Consider the following 19,074-nt stretch of genomic DNA (forward strand, 5'->3'; position numbering starts at 1 on the left):
GGATGCTTTGGAGGGACATTGCTGCTTCATGTGACCCTAGCAGCGGGATCCGGGGGTTTCCCCGCGGACCCGCCCGGGCGCCCTGCGCTCCGTGAGGTTGTGATCAACATCTCGGAGAAAACGTCCGGAGCCTCAGTGGCCTCGATGCTGGAGGAACGCTACGGGCACGCCCGCTACACCGTGCAGGGTTCGAGCCTGCAGGAGTTGACCCCCGGCAAGGCTCCGCTCGTCAACGGCGCGGTGATCCTGCGCATCGAAGGATCCGCCGGGTGTGCCGCCGCGGGGATGCCGGCGGGAGTGGGCGCCCCGGCACCCGCTCCCTTACTCCTGGTTATCTGCTCCGGACCCGACGCCGGAGGCATCACCGACCTGCAACGGGGAACCTACACCATCGGGCGGAGGGTCCCGGCGGAATGCGGGCCCGGACAGCGAATCGGCATCACCGATCCGGCGCTTTCCCGACACCACACAGAACTTGTCGTGGGAGCTGAATCCGTGACCGTCCGTGATCTAGGCTCAGTCAACGGCACCTGGGTCGACGGCCGTCGTGTGCGCGTGGCCACGGTGGACACCGATTCCCATCTGCGGTTCGGTTACAGCCACTGCAGGTTAGTCATTCCCGGGGCCGTGCGCGAGGTCGAAAGCGCTCCGGCAGATCCCTTCAGCCCCCTCACCGTCAGGTTCCCCGAACAAGGGCAAAAAACCGGCCTGCTCCTGGTCGGTGCGCTGCTGCCGCTCCTGCTCGGAGTGGTGCTGGCCGTGGCGACAGGGATGTGGATGTTCCTGGCTTTCAGCGCACTGTCGGCGGTCACGGCACTGCTGGGCGCCGCGGGATCCCGGCGGCGCCGCCGTGAGCAGGCCGCAGCAATCGCCCGGGCCGCGGAGGAGGACGGAAAGCGGCTCCGCCGGGCCGCACCGGACCCGGGAGCCAGGGCTCTGGGAACAGAACCGGCCGGCCCACCGGTGGCGGACGCCGGTGCCGCCGCCGTATATCCGGTCCGGATCGGGGCGGGCACCTTGCCGGCGAACATCGAAGTGGTGCCGGCACCCCGCCGTTTCACGCCCCCGCATATCTCCGAAGCCTCGGTAATCCTTGCCCTCGGAAGGGACCGGGACATCAGGCTGGAAGGCACCGCCCGGGAGCGGGCGGCGTTGGGCCGGACCATCCTTCTACAAGCAGCAGCGGCCCTTGTGCCGCACATTGTGTGCGTCGGTACGGCATCGGAGCTGGAACCGAATGCGAGGTTCCTGCCCGGCGTCACCCTGGCTGCCTTGCCCGAGGTTTCCCTCCCTGCGGTGGAGTCCGCTGTCGCGGTACTGCGGAACATCCTCGCGACGCTTCCGCCGGCCGCGGGACCGGCCGACCTGGTGCTGTTCGTCCATGCCGCGTGGGCGGAGCACGCCGGGCGGCTGCTCCAGGCGCTTCCCGAAGCGCGTCGTCCGATGGTGAGCGTCATCCGGGCCGGAGGTCTCCCCGCGCCGGTCTCCGTGTCGCTTCTTGGAGGCCGGGGAACATTGGCTGCCGCAGGCCGGACCGTGGACTTTGTCCCCGACCTGATTCAACCAAAAACCTTCGAACGGTTATCCCGCGGCCTTGCCTCCCGCCCGCCGTCCGGCCCGCAGCATCTCGGGCCCGGCGGTACCGGCCAGCTACCGCCCGCAGCGGCTTTCGAGGACTGCCACCCCGCCGGTTCCCCGGATCTCCTGCTGCACGGATGGCGGGACCCTGGATCAGGGGTTGCTGCTGTCGTCGGCCTTTCACTTTCCGGCCCGGTGATCCTGGACCTGGATAAAGACGGTCCGCATTTCCTGGTGGCCGGGACCACCGGGTCCGGAAAATCCGAGTTCCTGCGCACTTTCGTCGGTTCTCTGGCTGCCTTGCATCCGCCCACCGACATCACCGCCCTGCTGATCGATTTTAAAGGCGGTTCCGGGCTCGGCCCCCTTGCCGCGTTGCCACACACAGTGGGTTTCCTGACCGACTTTTCCGCGGAGAACGTGAGCCGGGCGCTGGTTTCCCTGCGTGCGGAAGTCCGACGCCGTGAAGCCCTGCTGGCCGCCGGTGGAGCCGACAATCTTTCCGCCTACAACTTCTCCCGTCCCCCGGCGGACCGGGTGCCCAAGCTGCTGGTGGTGGTTGACGAATTCCGTATGCTGACCGAGGAAGTGCCCACAGCCCTGCCCGAACTGTTGCGGATAGCGGCCATCGGGCGCTCGCTCGGCCTGCATCTGGTGCTGGCAACTCAACGCCCGCAGGGCGCCGTTACCGCAGATATCCGCGCGAACATAGCAACGAGTGTCGCCCTCCGGGTCCAGTCCGCCGCGGAGTCCCGCGACGTCATCGACGCCGACGCTGCGTCCACCATCCCGCCCGACCTTCCGGGCCGGGCCTATGTCAGCAGGGGCGGCCGGCTTCCGCTCGCCTTTCAAAGCCTTTCAACGGCCGTGCGGAGCGGCACTGACGAAAGCCCGCTGAAGGAACTGCACGAGCATTTGTCCGGAGCGGCCGGCGGCGCGCGGATGCGGGCAGAGACCACGGCAGATCCGGATGCCCTTCACCGGACGGTTACGGCTATCCGGGCGGCCGCCGATACCGGAGGCTATCCGGATCCTTTTAACCCGGTAAGGCCTCCTCTGCCTTCTGCACTGACAGAGGATCTGCTGGCCGGCTGCCGCGTCGCCGACGAGGCTGCCCCCGAAGGGCTGGTCCTGGGACTGATGGATGAGCCAGGACAGCAGCGCCAGAGAATCCTTGCGTGGCACCCCGGAATCGATTTCCATTTGGCGGTGCTCGGCGCTCCGCGGTCGGGAGCACCTGACGCGCTCGGCCTTATCGCCGCCAAGCACGTCACCGGGTTAGCTGGACGGCATCTATATGTCCTTGATTCGGACGGCAGCCTTGCCTGGCTTGCTGCAGCTGAGCAGACCGGCGCCTACGTTGGTCCCCAGGAGGTCGATCGGGCGTCCCGTGTGCTGGCCTACCTCGCCGCAGAAATCCTGCACCGGCTCGGCCCGGCAGCATCCCCGGACGCAGGTACGGGCAGGGGCCCGGCCCACACCGGCGGCGCCGTGCCGGCGGCGGCGCAGGTCCACGGACCTGCAGCGGGAGTGACGCTGATCATCACCGGATGGTCCCGTTGGTGCACGGCGTTCCGCACGGGCCGCGGATTGACGGGCGAAGAAGACCTGTCCGACCTCATCCGGGACGGTGAACGCGCGGACATCTGCGTGATTCTGGCCGGGGACAGGGAGGTCCTTAGCGCCCGTTTCTTTCCCCTGATCCCGAACCGCATGTACTTTCCAGCCGATGCCAGCGCTGAGACACTGCTGATCTGGCCCCGGCTGCCGCCGATGGACCGGATCCGTGGAAGGGCCCTGGTCCAGGGACGGTGCGGAACAGCTGAAGGCCTCTCGACCCAGCTGCTGACGGCAGACATCCCGCCGGCACCGGAGCAGCTGGTCCCCCTTCCCTCCGACAGCCCGCCCCCGCATCGGATCGAAAACCTCCCTGCCTTCGTTCCGCCGGCGCAGCTGAAGCCCGCATTGTCCGGAGACTGGCTGTCCGTAGGGGTGTTTGGAGACGAACTGGCCACTGCTGCGGTGCGCGTATTGCCGGGCTCGGTCTTCCTGGTTGCGGGTCCGCGCGGCTCCGGCCGGACCTCCTTCCTCCGCCAGCTGCAGAGGTCGGCAGACATCTCCAGTGAATGCGTGGCTGCGGATCTGGCAGCGGCGCTATCCCTCGTGGAACAGGGGGAAAAAGATCTCCGGCGGTTCCTGGTCCTGGTTGACGACGCTGATTCGCTCCCTTCTTCCACGCACCAGAAACTCGCTGAGATGCAGGCCCTGGGTGCCCGGCTGGTGCTGGCCGCCGTTGCCGGTCACCAGCTCACGGTCCGCGTTCCGCTGGCACAGCAGATCCGGTCGGCACCGCGCGGTGCACTGCTCCAGCCTGTGACTCCCGCGGACGGAGACATCTTCGGAATCCGGGTCGAACCCGGCAGACGCCGCCCGCCGGGCAGATGCTACCTCGTCGACGGGCCGGAAGTCCGGGAGGCACAGGCGGCGTATTCCGCCGTCGAATAAGCCGGCCGGACAGGAGAGATGAACGACTAGAAGGTTTTGCCGCTATCGCTGGTCCTGCTGGTGTGTGCGAGGACCGGCTTCGTGAACAACAGCAGCAGGACCGCTGCTGCAGGCAGAAGCAGTCCGAGACCGGGCAGGACCAACCCTGCCTGCAGGGTCGGAACGGCGAGAATGACCACAAAGAGCTGCCAGACCAGTGCAGCCGAGCGGGTCCACCGGTAGCCCCGGAAGAAGAAATGCCCCACCGCGAGCAGCCACACAGCGAGGGCAACGGCAAACACCATTGTGAAGACGGCCCCTCCCATGGACAAAGGCGCCGAAGTCGCTAGTTGGTAGCCGTACCAAGCTGCGAAGCCGAGCAGGCATAGCGCTTCGAGAACCAGTACGGCGGAGATGAGAAGTACAGCGGGGGCACGCTGCATCGAGCGGGGTTCCTGGGGTGTTGACACAATGGCAGAATACCGGAGATAACCCTGCGGAAAGCCACCTCGGGAGGCCGGATATGAGCCGCCGGTACGGCGCCGGAGCCGGTGCCATAACAATCAGCGGTCCGCCGCGGAGATCGAATGTGATGCATCCCTCAGCCTTCCGGCCATATTGACCGGTAGTTACCCCTTGTCTGCTTTGGCCTGACGTGCCACGCTAGTAAGAGGGAAATCAGGGGCCGAAACCGGCCCCTTTAGTTTGTAGTTGCTCGTGAATGTTTTCACAAACACGTAGGAGTCAACTTTTCAGAGGAGATAGTGATCAACATGGATTGGCGGAGCCGCGCAGCTTGCCTGGATAAAGATCCGGAGCTTTTCTTTCCCGTGGGCAATACCGGCCCGGCTCTTCTTCAGATCGAAGAAGCCAAGAGTGTCTGTCGGCGCTGCCCGGTGATCGACACCTGCCTGCAGTGGGCAATCGAGACCGGCCAGGACGCCGGTGTTTGGGGCGGCATGAGTGAAGATGAGCGCCGTGCGTTGAAGCGCCGCGCAGCCCGCGCCCGCCGCGCCTCCTAAGCAGGACTTACCCGGCCGTTGACGCCGGACGGCAAAAGGCCGCTGCCCCTGGCAGCGGCCTTTTGCCGTGCCCCGTCCGTTCCGGGGATAGGCGGGGACTCAGGTACGGCGGTACTCGGTATCCAGTCCCATCTCGATCCGGACTTCCGTGCCGCCGCTTTCGCCCGCGGACCACTCGATGGTCCCGTCGAGTTCGCTCTGGACCAGGGTCCGGACAATCTGTAGGCCCAGCCCCTCCCGCCGCGGCCCGGGCGGCAGACCCACGCCGTCGTCGGTCACCGTCACGGTGAGCCGTTCCTCCCGGCCGGCTTTGCCGTGCCGCTGCGCAGCCAATCCAACCGTGCCGCGGCGGCCCGCCAGCCCGTGCTCGACGGCGTTGGTCACCAGTTCGTTGATCACCAGGGCCAGCGGAGTGGCCAGGTCGCTCGGAAGCTCGCCGAAGGATCCGTCGCGGCGGGTCCTGACCTCCTGCGTGGGCGAGGCGACCTCGGCAGACAGCCGGAACTGGCGGTCGATCAGCTCGTCAAAGTCCACGTTCTGCGTCAGACCCTGGGACAGGGTCTCGTGTACCAGGGCGATGGTGGACACACGGCGCATGGCCTGGGCGAGGCCCAGCTTGCCTTCATCGCTCTCCATCCGCCGTGACTGCATCCGCAGCAGTGCCGCGACGGTCTGAAGGTTGTTCTTCACCCGGTGATGGATTTCGCGGATGGTGGCGTCCTTGGATACCAGTTCCATCTCGCGGCGGCGCAGTTCGGAAACATCGCGGCAGAGTACCAGCGCACCGAAACGTTCCTTTTCGTCGCGCAGCGGGATCGCGCGCAGGGAGAGGCTGACGCCGCGGGACTCGATTTCCGTCCGCCACGGCATCCGCCCGGTGACCACCAGCGGCAGCGTTTCGTCGACCATGCGGCGGTCCTTGAGCAGCGCCGTGGTGATTTCCGCCAGCGAACGCCCCTCGAGCGTCTCCATGTCGCCCAGCCGGCGGAAGGCGGAAACTCCATTGGGACTGGCGTACTGCACAATCCCTTCGGCGTCGAGCCGGATCAACCCGTCGCCCACGCGTGGAGCACCCCGGCGTGAGCCGGTAGGCGTGGCGAAGTCGGGCCAGAGACCCAGCGTCCCCATCCGCAGCAGGTCATAGGCACACTGCCGGTACGTCAGTTCCAGGCGTGACGGCATCCGCGAGCTGGACAGGTCCATGTGCGATGTCACCACGGCCAGGGTCCGGCCGTTGCGGACGAACGGAATCGCCTCCACCCGCATGGCGGTTTCGGCGGTCCAGCTGGTTTCGCTCGACCGCTCGATGTGCTGGCTGTGCCAGGCCGCGTCTACCAGCGGGTGCAGGTCAGCGCGGATACGTTCGCCCACAAAGTCGCTGTGGAACACGGTGTGCGACGTCGACGGCCGGGCATGCGCCAGCGCGACGTAGCCGCCGTCGGGCACGGGGAACCACAGCGCCAGGTCGGCGAAGGCGAGGTCGGCGACCAGCTGCCAGTCGCCCACCAGCAGGTGCAGCCATTCGGCGTCGCCCGGACCGAAGTCCGCGTGGTCCTTGATCGGATCGGTGAAGATTGCCACTGGTACCCCGGGCTAGCGGCGGACGATGGAACGGAGCAGGCGAAGGGCCACTGAAAGCGAGGCCATGTCGTCTTCTTCCAGGCGGTTCACTTCGCTGAACATCTTGGAGGCGCGCTGCAGGTGGTCGGCGTTCTCCTGCTCCCAGGTGTGCAGGCGCTCCGACGGATCCGTGCCGGACCGGTCAGGAGTAGCTTCGAGCACAGCCACCGTCATGTCGGCCACCGTCGAGTACAGGTCGTCGCGCAGGGCTGCTCGGGCCAGCGACTGCCACCTGTCTTCCCGGGGCAGCTTGGTGATCCGGTTCAGCAGGTCGTCAATGCCGTACTGGTCGTAGACGGCGTAATACACGCCGGCGACTTCGTCGGCCGGAACGGCGGCTGTCTTGCTGGCCAGCGCGACATCGAGCAGGCCGAAGGACTCGAATTGCTCAGCCCAGTAGGTGCCCAGGTCCTTCGGGATGTCCAGCTCACGGGCCTTCTGGAGCATGGCTTCCACCCGCTCCGCATCCGAGCCGCGGAGGAACCGTGTCAGGTCCGAAAGCAGCGGCTGGACGACGGGCCGGAACGCCTCGATGTCCTCGGCGATCGTTGTTCCCCGGCCCACGTGGTTGACGAACCAGCGCACGGCGCGGTCCAGCAGCCGGCGCAGGTCCAGGTGCACCATGGACCACGTTTCGGTGGGGAAGTCGGCGGGCAGCGAACCGAGCTCGGCGAGGACCTTGTCGAATCCGTAGATTTCCCTCAGCGACGTGAAGGCGCGGGCGGCCTCCGCTTCGGTGGCGGAGGTTTCCTCGATCACCCGGAAGGCGAAGGTGATGCCGCCGATATTGAGCATGTCGTTGGCAACCACGGTGGAGATAATCTCGCGGCGCAGCGGATGGGTATCCAGCTGGTCCCCGAAACGCTCGACGATCTGCTTCGGGAAGTACCGGCGGAGGGTTCCCGCAAAGTACGGATCGTCCGCCAGGTTCGAACGCGTCAGCGCCTTGGTCAGCTCGATCTTGGCGTAGGCGGCCAGTACGGCCAGCTCGGGCGAGGTGAGGCCCTCCCCCGCAGCGACGCGTGCGTGCAGTTCGTCGTTGGTGGGCAGCGCCTCCAGCTCGCGGTCGAGGTCTGCATGTTCTTCAAGCCAGTCCATCAGCCGCTCGAAGCTCGGGTTCGCTTCCAGGACCCGCTGCCGGTCATTGAGCAGCAGCATGTTCTGGTCGATGTTGTCCTGCAGGACCAGGTGGCCCACTTCATCGGTCATCGAGTGCAGGAACTCCGCGCGCTCCTGCGGGTCCAGCCGGCCGGCCGCGACCATCCGGTCCACGAAGATCTTGATGTTCACTTCGTGGTCGGAGCAGTCCACGCCGGCGGAGTTGTCGATCGCGTCGGTGTTGAGGATGACACCGGCTCGGGCCGCCTCGATGCGTCCGTGCTGCGTCATGCCGAGGTTTCCGCCTTCACCGACCACCTTCACGCGCAGGTCCCGGCCGTTCACGCGGATCGCGTCGTTGGCCTTGTCTCCGACATCGGCAGAGGTTTCGGCCGAGGACTTCACATAGGTGCCGATGCCGCCGTTGTAGAGCAGGTCAACGGGCGCAGTCAGGATGGCTTTAAGCAGCTCGGGCGGGCTCATCTTGGTTGCCGAATCCGGCAGGCCCAGCACCTCGCGGACCTCCGCCGAGACCGGAATGCTCTTGGACTGGCGCGGGAAGATCCCGCCGCCGGCACTGATCAGGGACTCGTCGTAATCCGCCCAGGACGAGCGCGGAAGTTCGAACAGGCGCCGCCGTTCCGCATGGGAGCGGGCGGCGTCGGGGTTGGGATCCAGGAAAATGTGCCGGTGGTCGAACGCGGCCACGAGCTTGATGTGTTCGGACAACAGCATGCCGTTGCCGAACACGTCGCCGCTCATGTCGCCGACGCCCACCACGGTGAAGTCCTGGCTCTGGGTATCGATGCCCAGCTCGCTGAAGTGCCGCTTGACCGATTCCCAGGCGCCGCGGGCGGTGATGCCCATGGCCTTGTGGTCATAGCCGACGGACCCGCCGGAGGCGAAGGCGTCACCGAGCCAGAAGCCGTACTCCGCGGAAATGGAGTTCGCGATGTCAGAGAACGACGCCGTGCCCTTGTCAGCGGCGACGACGAGGTAGCTGTCGTCGCCGTCGTGCCGAACCACGCGTTCGGGCGGCACTACTTCCTCACCCGATTCCTTCACCACCAGGTTGTCGGTGAGGTCCAGCAGCCCCCTGATGAAGGTGCGGTAGCTGTTCTTGCCCTCCTCCATCCAGGCGCCGCGGTCCACGGCAGGGTCGGGCAGCTTCTTGGCGTAGAACCCGCCCTTGGCGCCGGTGGGCACGATGACGGCGTTCTTCACGGTCTGTGCCTTGACCAGGCCGAGGACCTCGGTGCGGAAGTCCTCGCGCCGGTCGGACCAGCGCAGCCCGCCGCGGGCCACCTCGCCGAAGCGCAGGTGCACACCTTCGACCCGGGGAGAATAAACCCAGATTTCGTACTTCGGCCGCGGGAACGGAGCACCGTCGATCGCCCCGGTGTTCAGTTTGAAACTGACGTACGGCTTGTCCTGGTAGAAATTCGTGCGCAGCGTGGCGTTGATGAGGGTGGCAAAGGTCCGCAGGACGCGGTCGGCGTCAAGCGTCGGCACCTTCTCGAGGCCCGTCTCCAACGCGGCGCCTGCCTGCTCAACGGCGGCCCGGCGCTCCTCCTCGGTCAGGTCCGGATCGAAACGCCCTTCGAAGAGCGCTATCAGTGCATGGGCAACATCCGGGTTGGCCAGCAGCGTGCCGGCCACGAAACCGTAGGAGTTTCCCGTGCCGACCTGCCGCATGTACTTGGCGTACGCCCGCAGGATGACCACCTGGCGCCACCGCAGTCCCTGCTGCAGGATCAGCCGGTCAAAGGCATCGGACTCGGCGGTTCCGGACAGGCCGGCGCGGAAGGCTTCGGCCAGCAGGGAACCGGTCTGCAGCGGATCGATGCCGGAGGGGTACACCAGGCCCAGGTCGTACAGGTAGAACCCTGTGCCGTCGCCCCGGCGGATTTCGAAGGGGCGTTCGTCAAGGACTTCCAGGCCGAGGTTGTGCAGGAACGGCAGGATCTGGGTCAGCGACTTCGGCTCGGTCAGGTAGAGCTTCAGGCGGGCGTCTTCGGGACCGTCACCGCCGGCCGGGATGTAGACGAACAGCTCCGGAGCGGTGTCCGGACGGGCCAGCCGGGCTTCGAAGCGGGCAATGTCCTCCAGCGCATCCTCGACTTCGTAGGCCACCCGGTACGCAGCCGGGAAGGCGTCAGACCACAGTGCGGACAGCTTCTCCGCCTCCGGGCGGGAGAACTTGGTCCGGACGACCTCTTCGATACCCTCGCTCCAGGACCGGGTGGCCTGCACGAGGCGTGCCTCCAGCGCGGCGGCATCGATATCCGCGATTTCCTGGCCGCGGGGCAGCCGGATCCGGAAGAACAGGCGCGCCAGGGCGGACTCCGTCATCCGCGCCTCGAAATCGATGGACTCTCCGTTGAACGTGGAACGCAGCTCGTCCTGGATCCGGAGCCGGACCGGCGTTGTGTAGCGGTCACGGGGCAGGAAGACGATTGCGGACATAAAACGTCCGTAGATATCCGGCCGGAGGAACAGCCGGGTCCGTCGCCGCTCCTGCAGGCGGAGGATGGCCAGCGAGGTGTCCAGCAGTGTGGAGGGGTCAATCTGGAAGAGTTCGTCGCGGGGGTAGGTTTCCAGAATGGAGAGCAGGTCCTTGCCCGAATGTGAGTCGGCAGGGAAACCGCAGGTGCGCATGACGTCGCGGACCTTGTCCCGGACAATCGGGATGCTGCGGACGGAACCGGTGTACGCGCCGGTGGCGAAGAGCCCGATGAAGCGGCGTTCGCCGTTGACATTGCCCTGCTCGTCAAAGCGCTTGACCCCGAGATAGTCAAGGTAGGCGGGCCGGTGCACGGTGGACCGCGAGTTGGCTTTGGTGATGACGAGGGCGCGCTTTTCACGTGCCTTGGCCCGGCCTGCGTCCGTCAGCCGCTGGACCCGCCGGGTGGAATGCAGCCGCAGCAGTCCCAGGCCGCTGTCCTCGGTGGGGAGCAGTGCGTCTTCCCCGTTTTCGGTGACCAGGTCATATTCGCGGTAGCCGAGGAAGGTGAAGTTGCCGTTGTCCAGCCAGGTCAGCAGTTCACGGGCCTGCTGCAGATCGGGGATGTCCCGGGCACCGGGGACGGTTTCCAGGGAACGGGCGATCTCGTGGACCTTTAACCGCATGGCGGGCCAGTCCGCCACGGCGATCCGGACATCACCGAGGACCTTCTGCAGGCCTGCAACAAGTTCCGAGCGTTTGTCCGCGTCGGTGATGCGGGCGACCTCGATGGCGATCCAGGATTCCACCTTGGTGGTGCCGCCGTTCCCGCCCAGCAGGTCGGCCAGATTGGGCAGCGCTGCAGTGTCGCCGCTTGAGACGCCGGCGGCGGCGGGAACACGCTGCACCTGCTGCAGTTCACCCGTCCGGGGATCGCGGGTGGCCAGGAAAATGGGGTGCACCACCAGCCGGATCGCGGCGTTGCGGCGTACTACCTCTGCGGTGACGGAGTCGACGAGGAAGGGCATGTCATCGGTCACGATCAGGATGACGCTGGTGTCGCCCAGGTCCACCACGTCGACGGCGGCAGTTCCTTCGGTGCGGCTGAGCGCCAGTTCCATGTGCTTTTGGGCCCGCACCTTCAGGACCGCCGGAGCATAGGCCTGGGCATCTTCACGCGCCAGATGCTCGTAGTAGTTCCCGATGAATTCATCCAGGGAAGTGTCCGAACTGAAAAGATCCGCGATGCGGGACCCTGACGACAATGTAATACGCCTCCGATAGTACTTACGTCCGCCTGCTCCGTTGCAGCCTCTTCCTATCGAGCCTAGCCGCGAATGCGCCAAAGGTCACTTTGCCCGCGTCCGAGGTGCGCCACGTCGTCGGCCGGGGACCTGCACGCCCGCCAGCTCGGCGATGGAGGCGCGAAGGGCCGAGGCGGGCGCCGTTTCCAGCAATGCTGTCCCGGAGAGCAGGGAGGCGTCGGCGGCGTCGTAGTCGGCGGGCAGGAAGGCAGCGATTCCCCCTCCCGGACCGAACCTTTCCCAGGCCCCGCGCAGCTGGTTTTCCGGCTGCCGTCCGACGGAGGAGGCTCTTACCTTATTCAGCACGACTCGCGGCTCGAGTCCCGGAACCGCTCCTGCCAGGTCGGCGAGGGCCCGGACCAGGCGGGGAACTCCGACGGAATCGGCCGTGCCCACGGCGTAGACCGTGTCCGCTGCTTCGAGCACCAGGAGGGTGGAGGCGTTGCGCCGCGGAGCCATTGTGTCGAAGCTGAGTTCCTCGTCTGTTTCCAGCGAGAATCCACAGTCGACGATGATCAGGTCTGCGATCCGCCGCGCCGCGGCGAGGACGCCCGAGAGCGCGGCGGGACGCAGTTCGACCCACCGGTCGGAGCGGGTGATACCGGTCAGCACCGACAACCGGTGCCCCCGGAGGGAAACCCCGGCCGAGATCCTGCGCAGCGCGGCGTCGTCGAGCAGTCCCTGGTCGGCAAGGCGGCAGGCCTGGGCCAGTCCGGCGGATTCATCGAGCAGTCCGAGGCTGACGGCCACGCTGGAGCCGTATGTGTCGGCGTCGATAAGCAGCACCGCTGTGCCGGCAGCTGCCGCCTCGGCCGCCAGGTTGACGGCGAGCGTGGTCCTGCCCGGAGCTCCGGCCGGCCCCCAGACCGCGGTAACCGTACCCCTGCGCCCGTCCGGCAGCGCAGTGTCGTCGGGTCCCGGGGCGGCGGTGCCCGCACCGAAGGCAGCGGCCGGGTCTGCGAGGCTGTTGCTGCTTCCCGTCTGCGCGTCCTGCACGGGCTGCTCCAGTGCCTGGACCGCCGCGGAAATCAAGTCGGCGAGCGCACCCGGGTCGACACCGCTGGGGGCATTCACGATCCGAAGGGCCTCCAGCCGCTGCCGAAGAATCGAATCATCGGCGAGCGCCACGAGCGCCACTCCGGCAGCCGCGAGGCGTTCGGCCAGTGCTGCGGTGAGCTCACCTGCCTCATCGGCGACGACGGCGGCGCGCACGGTTCCGCTCTGCGAGACGGCTATGAGTTCCGTCAGCTCGGTGCACCGCCGGACCACGGTCACGGGCCCCTGCAGTCGTTCCAACCCGTCGAGAACACCGGCGGTAGCGGCCCCTACGGTGGCGACCGGGATATTCACGAGCCCGGTGAGGGGTTGTGGACCACCGTGATCTTGGCCTGGTTGGATAAGGCGCTCAGCAGCAGCGGCAGGTCGGAGTCGTCCACCAGGACCAGCAGCTCCGTACTGCGGTTCGCGCCCAGCGCGGACTCGGTGACGGCCAGCTCCGATATCTCTGCGGCTTCGATCAGCTGCTTCGGCTCATCGAACCCGTTGCGGGCGTTGGGCATGGCCGCCCAGATGTCGACACGCGATCCCGCGTCCGTGCTGGCGGGCAGCGGGTCCTCCACCCGCAATCCGACCGGTTTGCGGTCCAGCAGGTCCGGTTGGACCAGCGAGGACCGGGCAACCAGTTCACCTTTGCGGAGCGCCGCACCGGCGACGGTGTTCTCCGGTATTCCTCCGGCAACCGGGAGATACAGCTCCTCGGCATTGCCAAGCCGGACCGGCACCGCGAGCAGGTCCTCGGCACGGATGGACGTGCCCGGAGGAACATCGCGGCTCACGGCATAGACCTCCGTTGTCCGGTCGGCGCTGCTGACCAGGGCGACAACCCCGGCAACGGATCCGAGCACCAGCAGGATTCCCAGCAGAAGGCGCGGATCCCGCCACGACGGTTTGCGCAGCCGTGCCGCTGACGGTTCCGCACCCGTTGCGCGGTCGGTTAGGTGCACGCTCATGCTCCCCCTTTTCCCCTGACTCCCCCCTTCACCCCGGACCGGGGCACTGGATGGGCTCATTGTGGAGGAACTGCCGGAGGAAGCAAACGGTGGTTTCGAGGAAAGTCGAATCTGTGGATAACCCCAGAGTGCGATCCCGCTGGTGGCACACTGGTGCTGCTGGTATACAACGGGTGCAAACCGCGGCAGTGCGGTGCGAAAGGTGAGTGGCGTGGGCGATAAGAGATTCCTGACGCTGGTCGATGTCGCCGAGGTGCTGAACATCTCCTCCTCGCAGACTTACGCCCTGGTCCGCAGCGGAGAACTTCCGGCGATCCAGATCGGAGGCAGGGGCCAGTGGCGGGTCGAATCACAGCAGCTTGAAGACTACATTTCCCGTGCCTACCGGAAATCGGCTGCGGCCGTGCGGCAGGGCATCCCCCTGGAGGAAAACGCCGGAAGCTGAGCCCGGGGAGCCGCCGCGTCCCGGTGGCGGCGGTGCGGTGTCACGGCCAGCCGTTCTGTTGTGACAGCACCGCGGCCACCGTGGCTGTCGGCAGGACGTAGACCCCCGTGACGTTTGTGCTGCGCCGCGGCTGGTCGGACGGCACAACGGCCAGCTCCAGGAAGTCGCTGCCCACCCGGTCGATCGTGCCGTGCAGGGCACTTTCGACTGCTGCCCCGGCGGAGCGGACCAGCACCGCGCTCCGGTCCCTGGCGATGCTGCGCAGTGCGGACGTCACTCCCAGCCGTACCCGCCCGGCAGGCTGGCTCGCGAAGCGGTCCATCCCCCTGATGGCAACCACGTGGGACAACACCGCCAGGGCGGCGCCCCGGTCCTGCTCCAGCACTACCCACCCTTCCCCCACATGCCGCAGGATTCCCCGCAGCACCCCTGCTGCACCGAGGTCCAGGACCAGCTCCTTTCCGCTTTGGCTCCGCAGCCTGTCCTGCAGGCTGATTCCCCGCAGTTCCATCCGGACGCGGTCGGAAATCTCGCTTTCGGCGGCCAGCCCGGCGGCCGCAGCAAGCTGTGCCTCCATATCCCTGAACAGGGCGTCCCATCGCATCGCCCAAGGCTAGCGTCCACCGCGGCGGCCGACCACTCTGGACAGCCCCCAACGCGAAGTGTAGACACGGGCATCACCTGGGTCATACAGCACCAAAAAAGCCGAAACCCAGCTAATGACACCAAACGAAACTAAAAGACACCAAACTCACCAAACCGATCCAAACGAGCAGAACAACCGCTCCGTTTAGGCTCATCTTCTGGAGAATGCCATGACTGGAAACGCTTTCCCCCGCCGGCTGGCTGCAGATGCCCTTGCAACCGGAGCCATAGCGGCCGCCGGCCTGTTGCTGCTGTGGTGCGGCGCCCGGATGCTGCCGGACGCGGTGGCCGCGGGTTCCATCCTGTTCTCCCCGGACCCGCTGTCGGGAGCCGTGCTTTCGTTGACAACCTTGAGTCAGATCGCCGGGTTCGGCGCTGCTGCAGCAGGCCTGCTGCTGACACTCTGGTGGATGGCGGGGCTTGCCTGCGCACTGGCAGGGTGCCTGCTGCACCGCTTCGGCTTCCGGACGGCCGGCAGGCGGACGCTGGCGCTGGCGCCCGGGCCGCTGCGCCGGCTGGCATCGGCTGCACTGGGGATCTCACTGGCTGCCGGGGGGACACTCGGAGCGGTACCCGGTGCATCGGCAGCCGGAACAGCCGTCACCCGGACCTATGCAATGGAAGCGGAGCTGTCCGGAACACGTGTACCGGCAGCCGCTGCGGAAACCGGGCCCCCGGCGTCAGACGCTCCGGCGGATACCGTCTCGCCGCTCTGGCGTCCTTCTCCCCCGCCGTCCGCTGGCGGCGGCCTGCTGACAGGTACCACCCGGCCTGATGAACGGGAAGTTGTAGTCGCGGCGGGAGACACCCTCTGGTCGCTGGCGGCATCCCAGCTGGGACCACAGGCCACGGACGCAGAGACTGCCGCCCATTGGCCCCGCTGGTACGAACTGAACAGGGAGGTGATCGGTCCCGATCCGGGCCTGATTCATCCCGGCCAGGTGCTGGCCGTTCCGCCCCCGTAAGGGGACCCGTTCGAAGCCGGCGGCACGCCGCTTCCCTCACGTAAGAACAGCACTTCCGCGCTAGGAAAGGACGCACCATGACCAGCGTGATATTCCTACCCGCTCCCGATGCCCCGCCTGTACCTCCGGATGAACCGGCTGACGGAGCCGCCGGTCCCATCGCGGTCTATCTGGCCCCTTCCAGGGAGGCGCTCCCGGCCCCGGTGCCGGCCACACCCCGCGAACGTTACAGCCGGGCTGCGGATCCGCCTCCCGGTCCCGCACCCGGAGCCGCCAACTGGGTTTCGGCCCCGGAAGATGACGCCCGGGTGAAAGCCATCTGCCAATCAGTGGCGCTGGCGGCGCTTGAAGTGCTGGGCGGCGTCCGGCCCCTGCAGCAGATGTCCCGCTGGCTGGATCCGGAGAACTATGAACGGCTGCAGATGCGTGCCAACCTCGTCCGCGGCCTGCAGCAGGATCCCCGGGCACGGTCCGGGAAGGCACCCGATCCGCAGCTGCTGCACCGCGGGGTACGCATCCGCTCCTGCCGGCTCTGCCCCGTGTCGGAGGGAATCTACGAGGCCACGGTCGTGGCCCTGGAACATGACAGAGCCCGCGCCGTCGCGCTGAGGGTTCAGCTGCGGCGCGGGCTCTGGAAGGTTACTGCCCTGGAGATCGGCTAGTTCTAGCCGTTCCCTACCGGTTACTTGCGTCGTTTGGCTTTCTTGGCAGCGGACTTGTTACCGGTGGAGGCGGCCTTTCCCGCCGCAGGAGCGGACGGGTCTGCCGGCGCACTGCCGCGGGTCCGTTCCACCCTGGTCTCCACCCCGCCCTGGCTATTTGGTGCGGTGAGCTGCAGGCTGGCCGGCTGCTTCGGAGCTTCCAGGCCTGCCGCCTTGATGACCGGGGTGCCGACGACGCCGCGGGCATCCTTGACGCCGGACAGTGCAGTTGCTGCCGGGGCTGCGGGTTCGCTGACCTGCACGTCGGCGTTGAAGAGGTACCCGACGCTTTCCTCGCGGATGGACTCCATCATTGTCTGGAACATGACGAATCCTTCGCGCTGGTATTCCACCAGGGGATCACGCTGGGCCATGGCCCTCAGCCCGATGCCTTCCTTGAGGTAGTCCATCTCGTACAGGTGCTCCTGCCACTTGCGCCCGATGACCGAGAGCACGACGCGCCGCTCCAGCTCCCGCATGGTGGCCGAGCCGAGGGCTTCCTCGCGGGCCTGGTAGGCCAGCTTCGCGTCGGACAGGATTTCATTGTGCAGGAACTCGCGGGAGAGCTTTGACCTGCCGCCGGCTTCGTCGACCACCTCGTCGATGGTCAGGCTGATCGGGTACAGCGTCTTGAGGTTGGTCCACAGCTGCTCGAGATCCCAGTCGTCGCCGTGGCCCTCCGCAGTCGCTTCGTTGACGACGGCGGTGACGACGTCTTCCAGGAAGAAACCGATCTTCTCCTGCAGGTCGTCGCCTTCCAGGATGCGGCGGCGGTCGCCGTAGATGGCCTCGCGCTGGCGGTTCAGGACGTCGTCGTACTTCAGGACGTTTTTGCGCTGTTCGGCGTTGCGTCCTTCGACCTGTCCCTGCGCGTTCTGGATTGCCTTGGACACCAGCTTCGATTCGAGGGCGACGTCGTCCGGCATGGACGAGCTGTTCATGATCCGCTCGGCGGCACCGGAGTTGAACAGGCGCATCAGGTCGTCGGTCAGCGAAAGATAGAAACGCGATTCGCCCGGATCGCCCTGGCGTCCGGACCGTCCGCGGAGCTGGTTGTCGATGCGGCGGGACTCGTGGCGTTCGGTGCCGAGCACGTAGAGCCCGCCGAGTTCGACCACTTCCTGCTGTTCGGCGGCGACGGCCTGGCGTGCCTTTTCGAGGGCGTCCGGCCAGGCCGCCTCGTAATCCTCGGGGTTGTCGTTCGGGTCCAGTCCCCGCCGCTCCAGTTCGGCAATGGCGTTGAACTCTGCGTTGCCGCCGAGCATGATGTCGGTGCCGCGGCCTGCCATGTTGGTGGCTACCGTTACGGCGCCCTTGCGTCCTGCCTGCGCGACGATGGCGGCTTCACGTGCATGGTTCTTCGCGTTGAGGACTTCGTGCCGGATGCCTGCCTTGGCCAGCTGCTTGGAAAGGTACTCGCTCTTTTCCACGCTGGTGGTGCCGACGAGTACGGGCTGGCCGGACGCGTGGCGCTCGGCAATGTCCTTCACGACGGCGTCGAACTTTGCCACTTCGTTCTTGTAGATCAGGTCGGACTGGTCAATCCGGGCCATCGGCTTGTTCGTGGGGATGGGCACCACACCGAGCTTGTAGGTGCTCATGAACTCGGCGGCCTCGGTTTCGGCCGTACCGGTCATGCCGGCGAGCTTTTCGTAGAGGCGGAAGTAGTTCTGCAGGGTGACCGTGGCGAGGGTCTGGTTCTCGGCCTTGATGACCACCCCTTCCTTCGCCTCGATCGCCTGGTGCATGCCCTCGTTGTACCGGCGTCCGGCGAGGATACGGCCGGTGTGCTCGTCCACGATCATGACTTCACCGTTAAGGACCACGTAGTCCTTGTCCCGCTTGAAGAGTTCCTTGGCCTTGATGGCGTTGTTCAGGAAGCCGATCAGCGGGGTGTTCGCTGCCTCGTACAGGTTGGAGATGCCGAGGTAGTCCTCGACCTTCTCGATGCCCGGCTCGAGGATTCCGACGGTGCGCTTCTTCTCGTCCACCTCATAGTCGGTATCCAGCGTGAGCCGCTGCACAACCTTGGAGAACTCCGTGTACCACCGGTTCACGTCGCCGCTCGCCGCACCGGAAATGATCAGCGGGGTACGGGCCTCGTCAATGAGGATGGAGTCGACTTCGTCGACGATGGCGAAGTGGTGGCCGCGCTGCACGAGCTCGGCGGCGCTCCAGGCCATGTTGTCGCGGAGGTAGTCGAAACCGAACTCGTTGTTGGTTCCGTAGGTGATGTCGGCGGCGTACTGTTCACGCCGGGTGGCGGGGTCCTGGTTGGAAAGGATGCAGCCGCTGGTCATCCCGAGGAAGCGGAACACGCGTCCCATCAGATCAGACTGGTACTCGGCCAGGTAGTCGTTTACGGTCACGATGTGGACGCCGCGTCCGGTCAGGGCGTTGAGGTAGGCCGGGGCCGTGGCCACAAGGGTCTTGCCTTCACCCGTTTTCATTTCGGCAATGTTGCCCAGGTGCAGGGCGGCGCCGCCCATCAGCTGGACATCAAAGTGCCGCATGCCGAGGGTTCGTCCGGCTGCCTCGCGGACGGCGGCAAAAGCTTCGGGAAGGAGATCGTCGAGCGACTCACCATTGTTGTAGCGCTCTTTGAGACGGTCCGTTTCACCCCTGAGTTCGGCATCGGTCATGCCCTTGAACTCGTCCTCGAGCACGTTGATCGCGTCGGCGTAGTTACGCAGTGTCTTCAGCGTCTTCTTGTCGCCGGTACGAAGAACTCGTTCGAGTAGTGATGCCACTGATTTGCTC

The 19,074-nt window shown here is 66.4% G+C and carries 12 protein-coding genes; 5 read left to right on the forward strand and 7 right to left on the reverse strand.

The genetic code is table 11. The features are described from left to right. Positions 1–99: 99 nt before the first annotated feature. Positions 100–4,083, forward strand: a complete 3,984-nt coding sequence (locus NNX37_RS00925) for an FtsK/SpoIIIE domain-containing protein (protein ID WP_255790159.1) — start codon at positions 100–102, stop codon at positions 4,081–4,083. A 26-nt stretch (positions 4,084–4,109) separates the two neighbouring features. On the opposite strand, the gene NNX37_RS00930 is transcribed toward NNX37_RS00925, so the two are convergent. Then, positions 4,110–4,532 (reverse strand): hypothetical protein, encoded by a 423-nt coding sequence (locus tag NNX37_RS00930; protein ID WP_255790160.1) that lies wholly within the window; start codon positions 4,530–4,532, stop codon positions 4,110–4,112. Positions 4,533–4,835: 303 nt separating this feature from the next. On the opposite strand from NNX37_RS00930, the gene NNX37_RS00935 reads away from it, so the two are divergent. Continuing rightward, a complete protein-coding gene (locus NNX37_RS00935; protein ID WP_055239553.1) occupies positions 4,836–5,084 on the forward strand; it encodes a WhiB family transcriptional regulator in 249 nt (82 codons plus the stop codon). A gap of 99 nt (positions 5,085–5,183) precedes the next feature. Here NNX37_RS00935 and NNX37_RS00940 read toward each other — a convergent pair whose 3' ends face one another. From NNX37_RS00940 to NNX37_RS00955, 4 genes are all read right to left on the reverse strand, one after another. Beyond that, complete coding sequence (locus tag NNX37_RS00940; protein WP_255790161.1) at positions 5,184–6,665, reverse strand: sensor histidine kinase; 1,482 nt, start codon at positions 6,663–6,665, stop codon at positions 5,184–5,186. A gap of 12 nt (positions 6,666–6,677) precedes the next feature. Next, entirely contained in the window at positions 6,678–11,510 is a 4,833-nt protein-coding gene (locus tag NNX37_RS00945; protein ID WP_255790162.1) for an NAD-glutamate dehydrogenase, read from the reverse strand. 84 nt (positions 11,511–11,594) lie between these two features. Next, positions 11,595–12,899, reverse strand: a complete 1,305-nt coding sequence (locus NNX37_RS00950) for an AAA family ATPase (protein ID WP_255790163.1) — start codon at positions 12,897–12,899, stop codon at positions 11,595–11,597. Next, positions 12,896–13,558, reverse strand: a complete 663-nt coding sequence (locus NNX37_RS00955; RefSeq protein ID WP_255790164.1) for a hypothetical protein — start codon at positions 13,556–13,558, stop codon at positions 12,896–12,898. Before NNX37_RS00955 ends, NNX37_RS00950 begins: the two co-directional genes overlap by 4 nt. A gap of 211 nt (positions 13,559–13,769) precedes the next feature. On the opposite strand from NNX37_RS00955, the gene NNX37_RS00960 reads away from it, so the two are divergent. Next, positions 13,770–14,003 carry a helix-turn-helix domain-containing protein gene (locus tag NNX37_RS00960; RefSeq protein ID WP_255790165.1) on the forward strand — a complete coding sequence of 78 codons (234 nt, stop codon included), beginning with the start codon at positions 13,770–13,772 and terminating at the stop codon, positions 14,001–14,003. A 40-nt stretch (positions 14,004–14,043) separates the two neighbouring features. Here NNX37_RS00960 and NNX37_RS00965 read toward each other — a convergent pair whose 3' ends face one another. After that, a complete protein-coding gene (locus tag NNX37_RS00965; RefSeq protein ID WP_255790166.1) occupies positions 14,044–14,607 on the reverse strand; it encodes a hypothetical protein in 564 nt (187 codons plus the stop codon). Between the two features lie 211 nt (positions 14,608–14,818). On the opposite strand from NNX37_RS00965, the gene NNX37_RS00970 reads away from it, so the two are divergent. Both NNX37_RS00970 and NNX37_RS00975 read left to right on the forward strand, forming a co-directional pair. Next, complete coding sequence (locus NNX37_RS00970) at positions 14,819–15,613, forward strand: LysM peptidoglycan-binding domain-containing protein (RefSeq protein ID WP_255790168.1); 795 nt, start codon at positions 14,819–14,821, stop codon at positions 15,611–15,613. Positions 15,614–15,690: 77 nt separating this feature from the next. After that, positions 15,691–16,275, forward strand: coding sequence for an Rv3235 family protein (locus tag NNX37_RS00975; RefSeq protein WP_255790170.1), 585 nt, complete (start codon positions 15,691–15,693; stop codon positions 16,273–16,275). Between the two features lie 20 nt (positions 16,276–16,295). Here the strand turns inward: NNX37_RS00975 and secA are convergent, their stop codons facing one another. After that, complete coding sequence (gene secA / locus NNX37_RS00980) at positions 16,296–19,064, reverse strand: preprotein translocase subunit SecA (protein WP_255790175.1); 2,769 nt, start codon at positions 19,062–19,064, stop codon at positions 16,296–16,298. Between the last annotated feature and the right edge of the window lie 10 nt (positions 19,065–19,074).

This window comes from Arthrobacter zhaoxinii (genome assembly GCF_024385505.1).
GTDB classification, from domain to species: Bacteria; Actinomycetota; Actinomycetes; order Actinomycetales; family Micrococcaceae; genus Arthrobacter_B; species Arthrobacter_B zhaoxinii.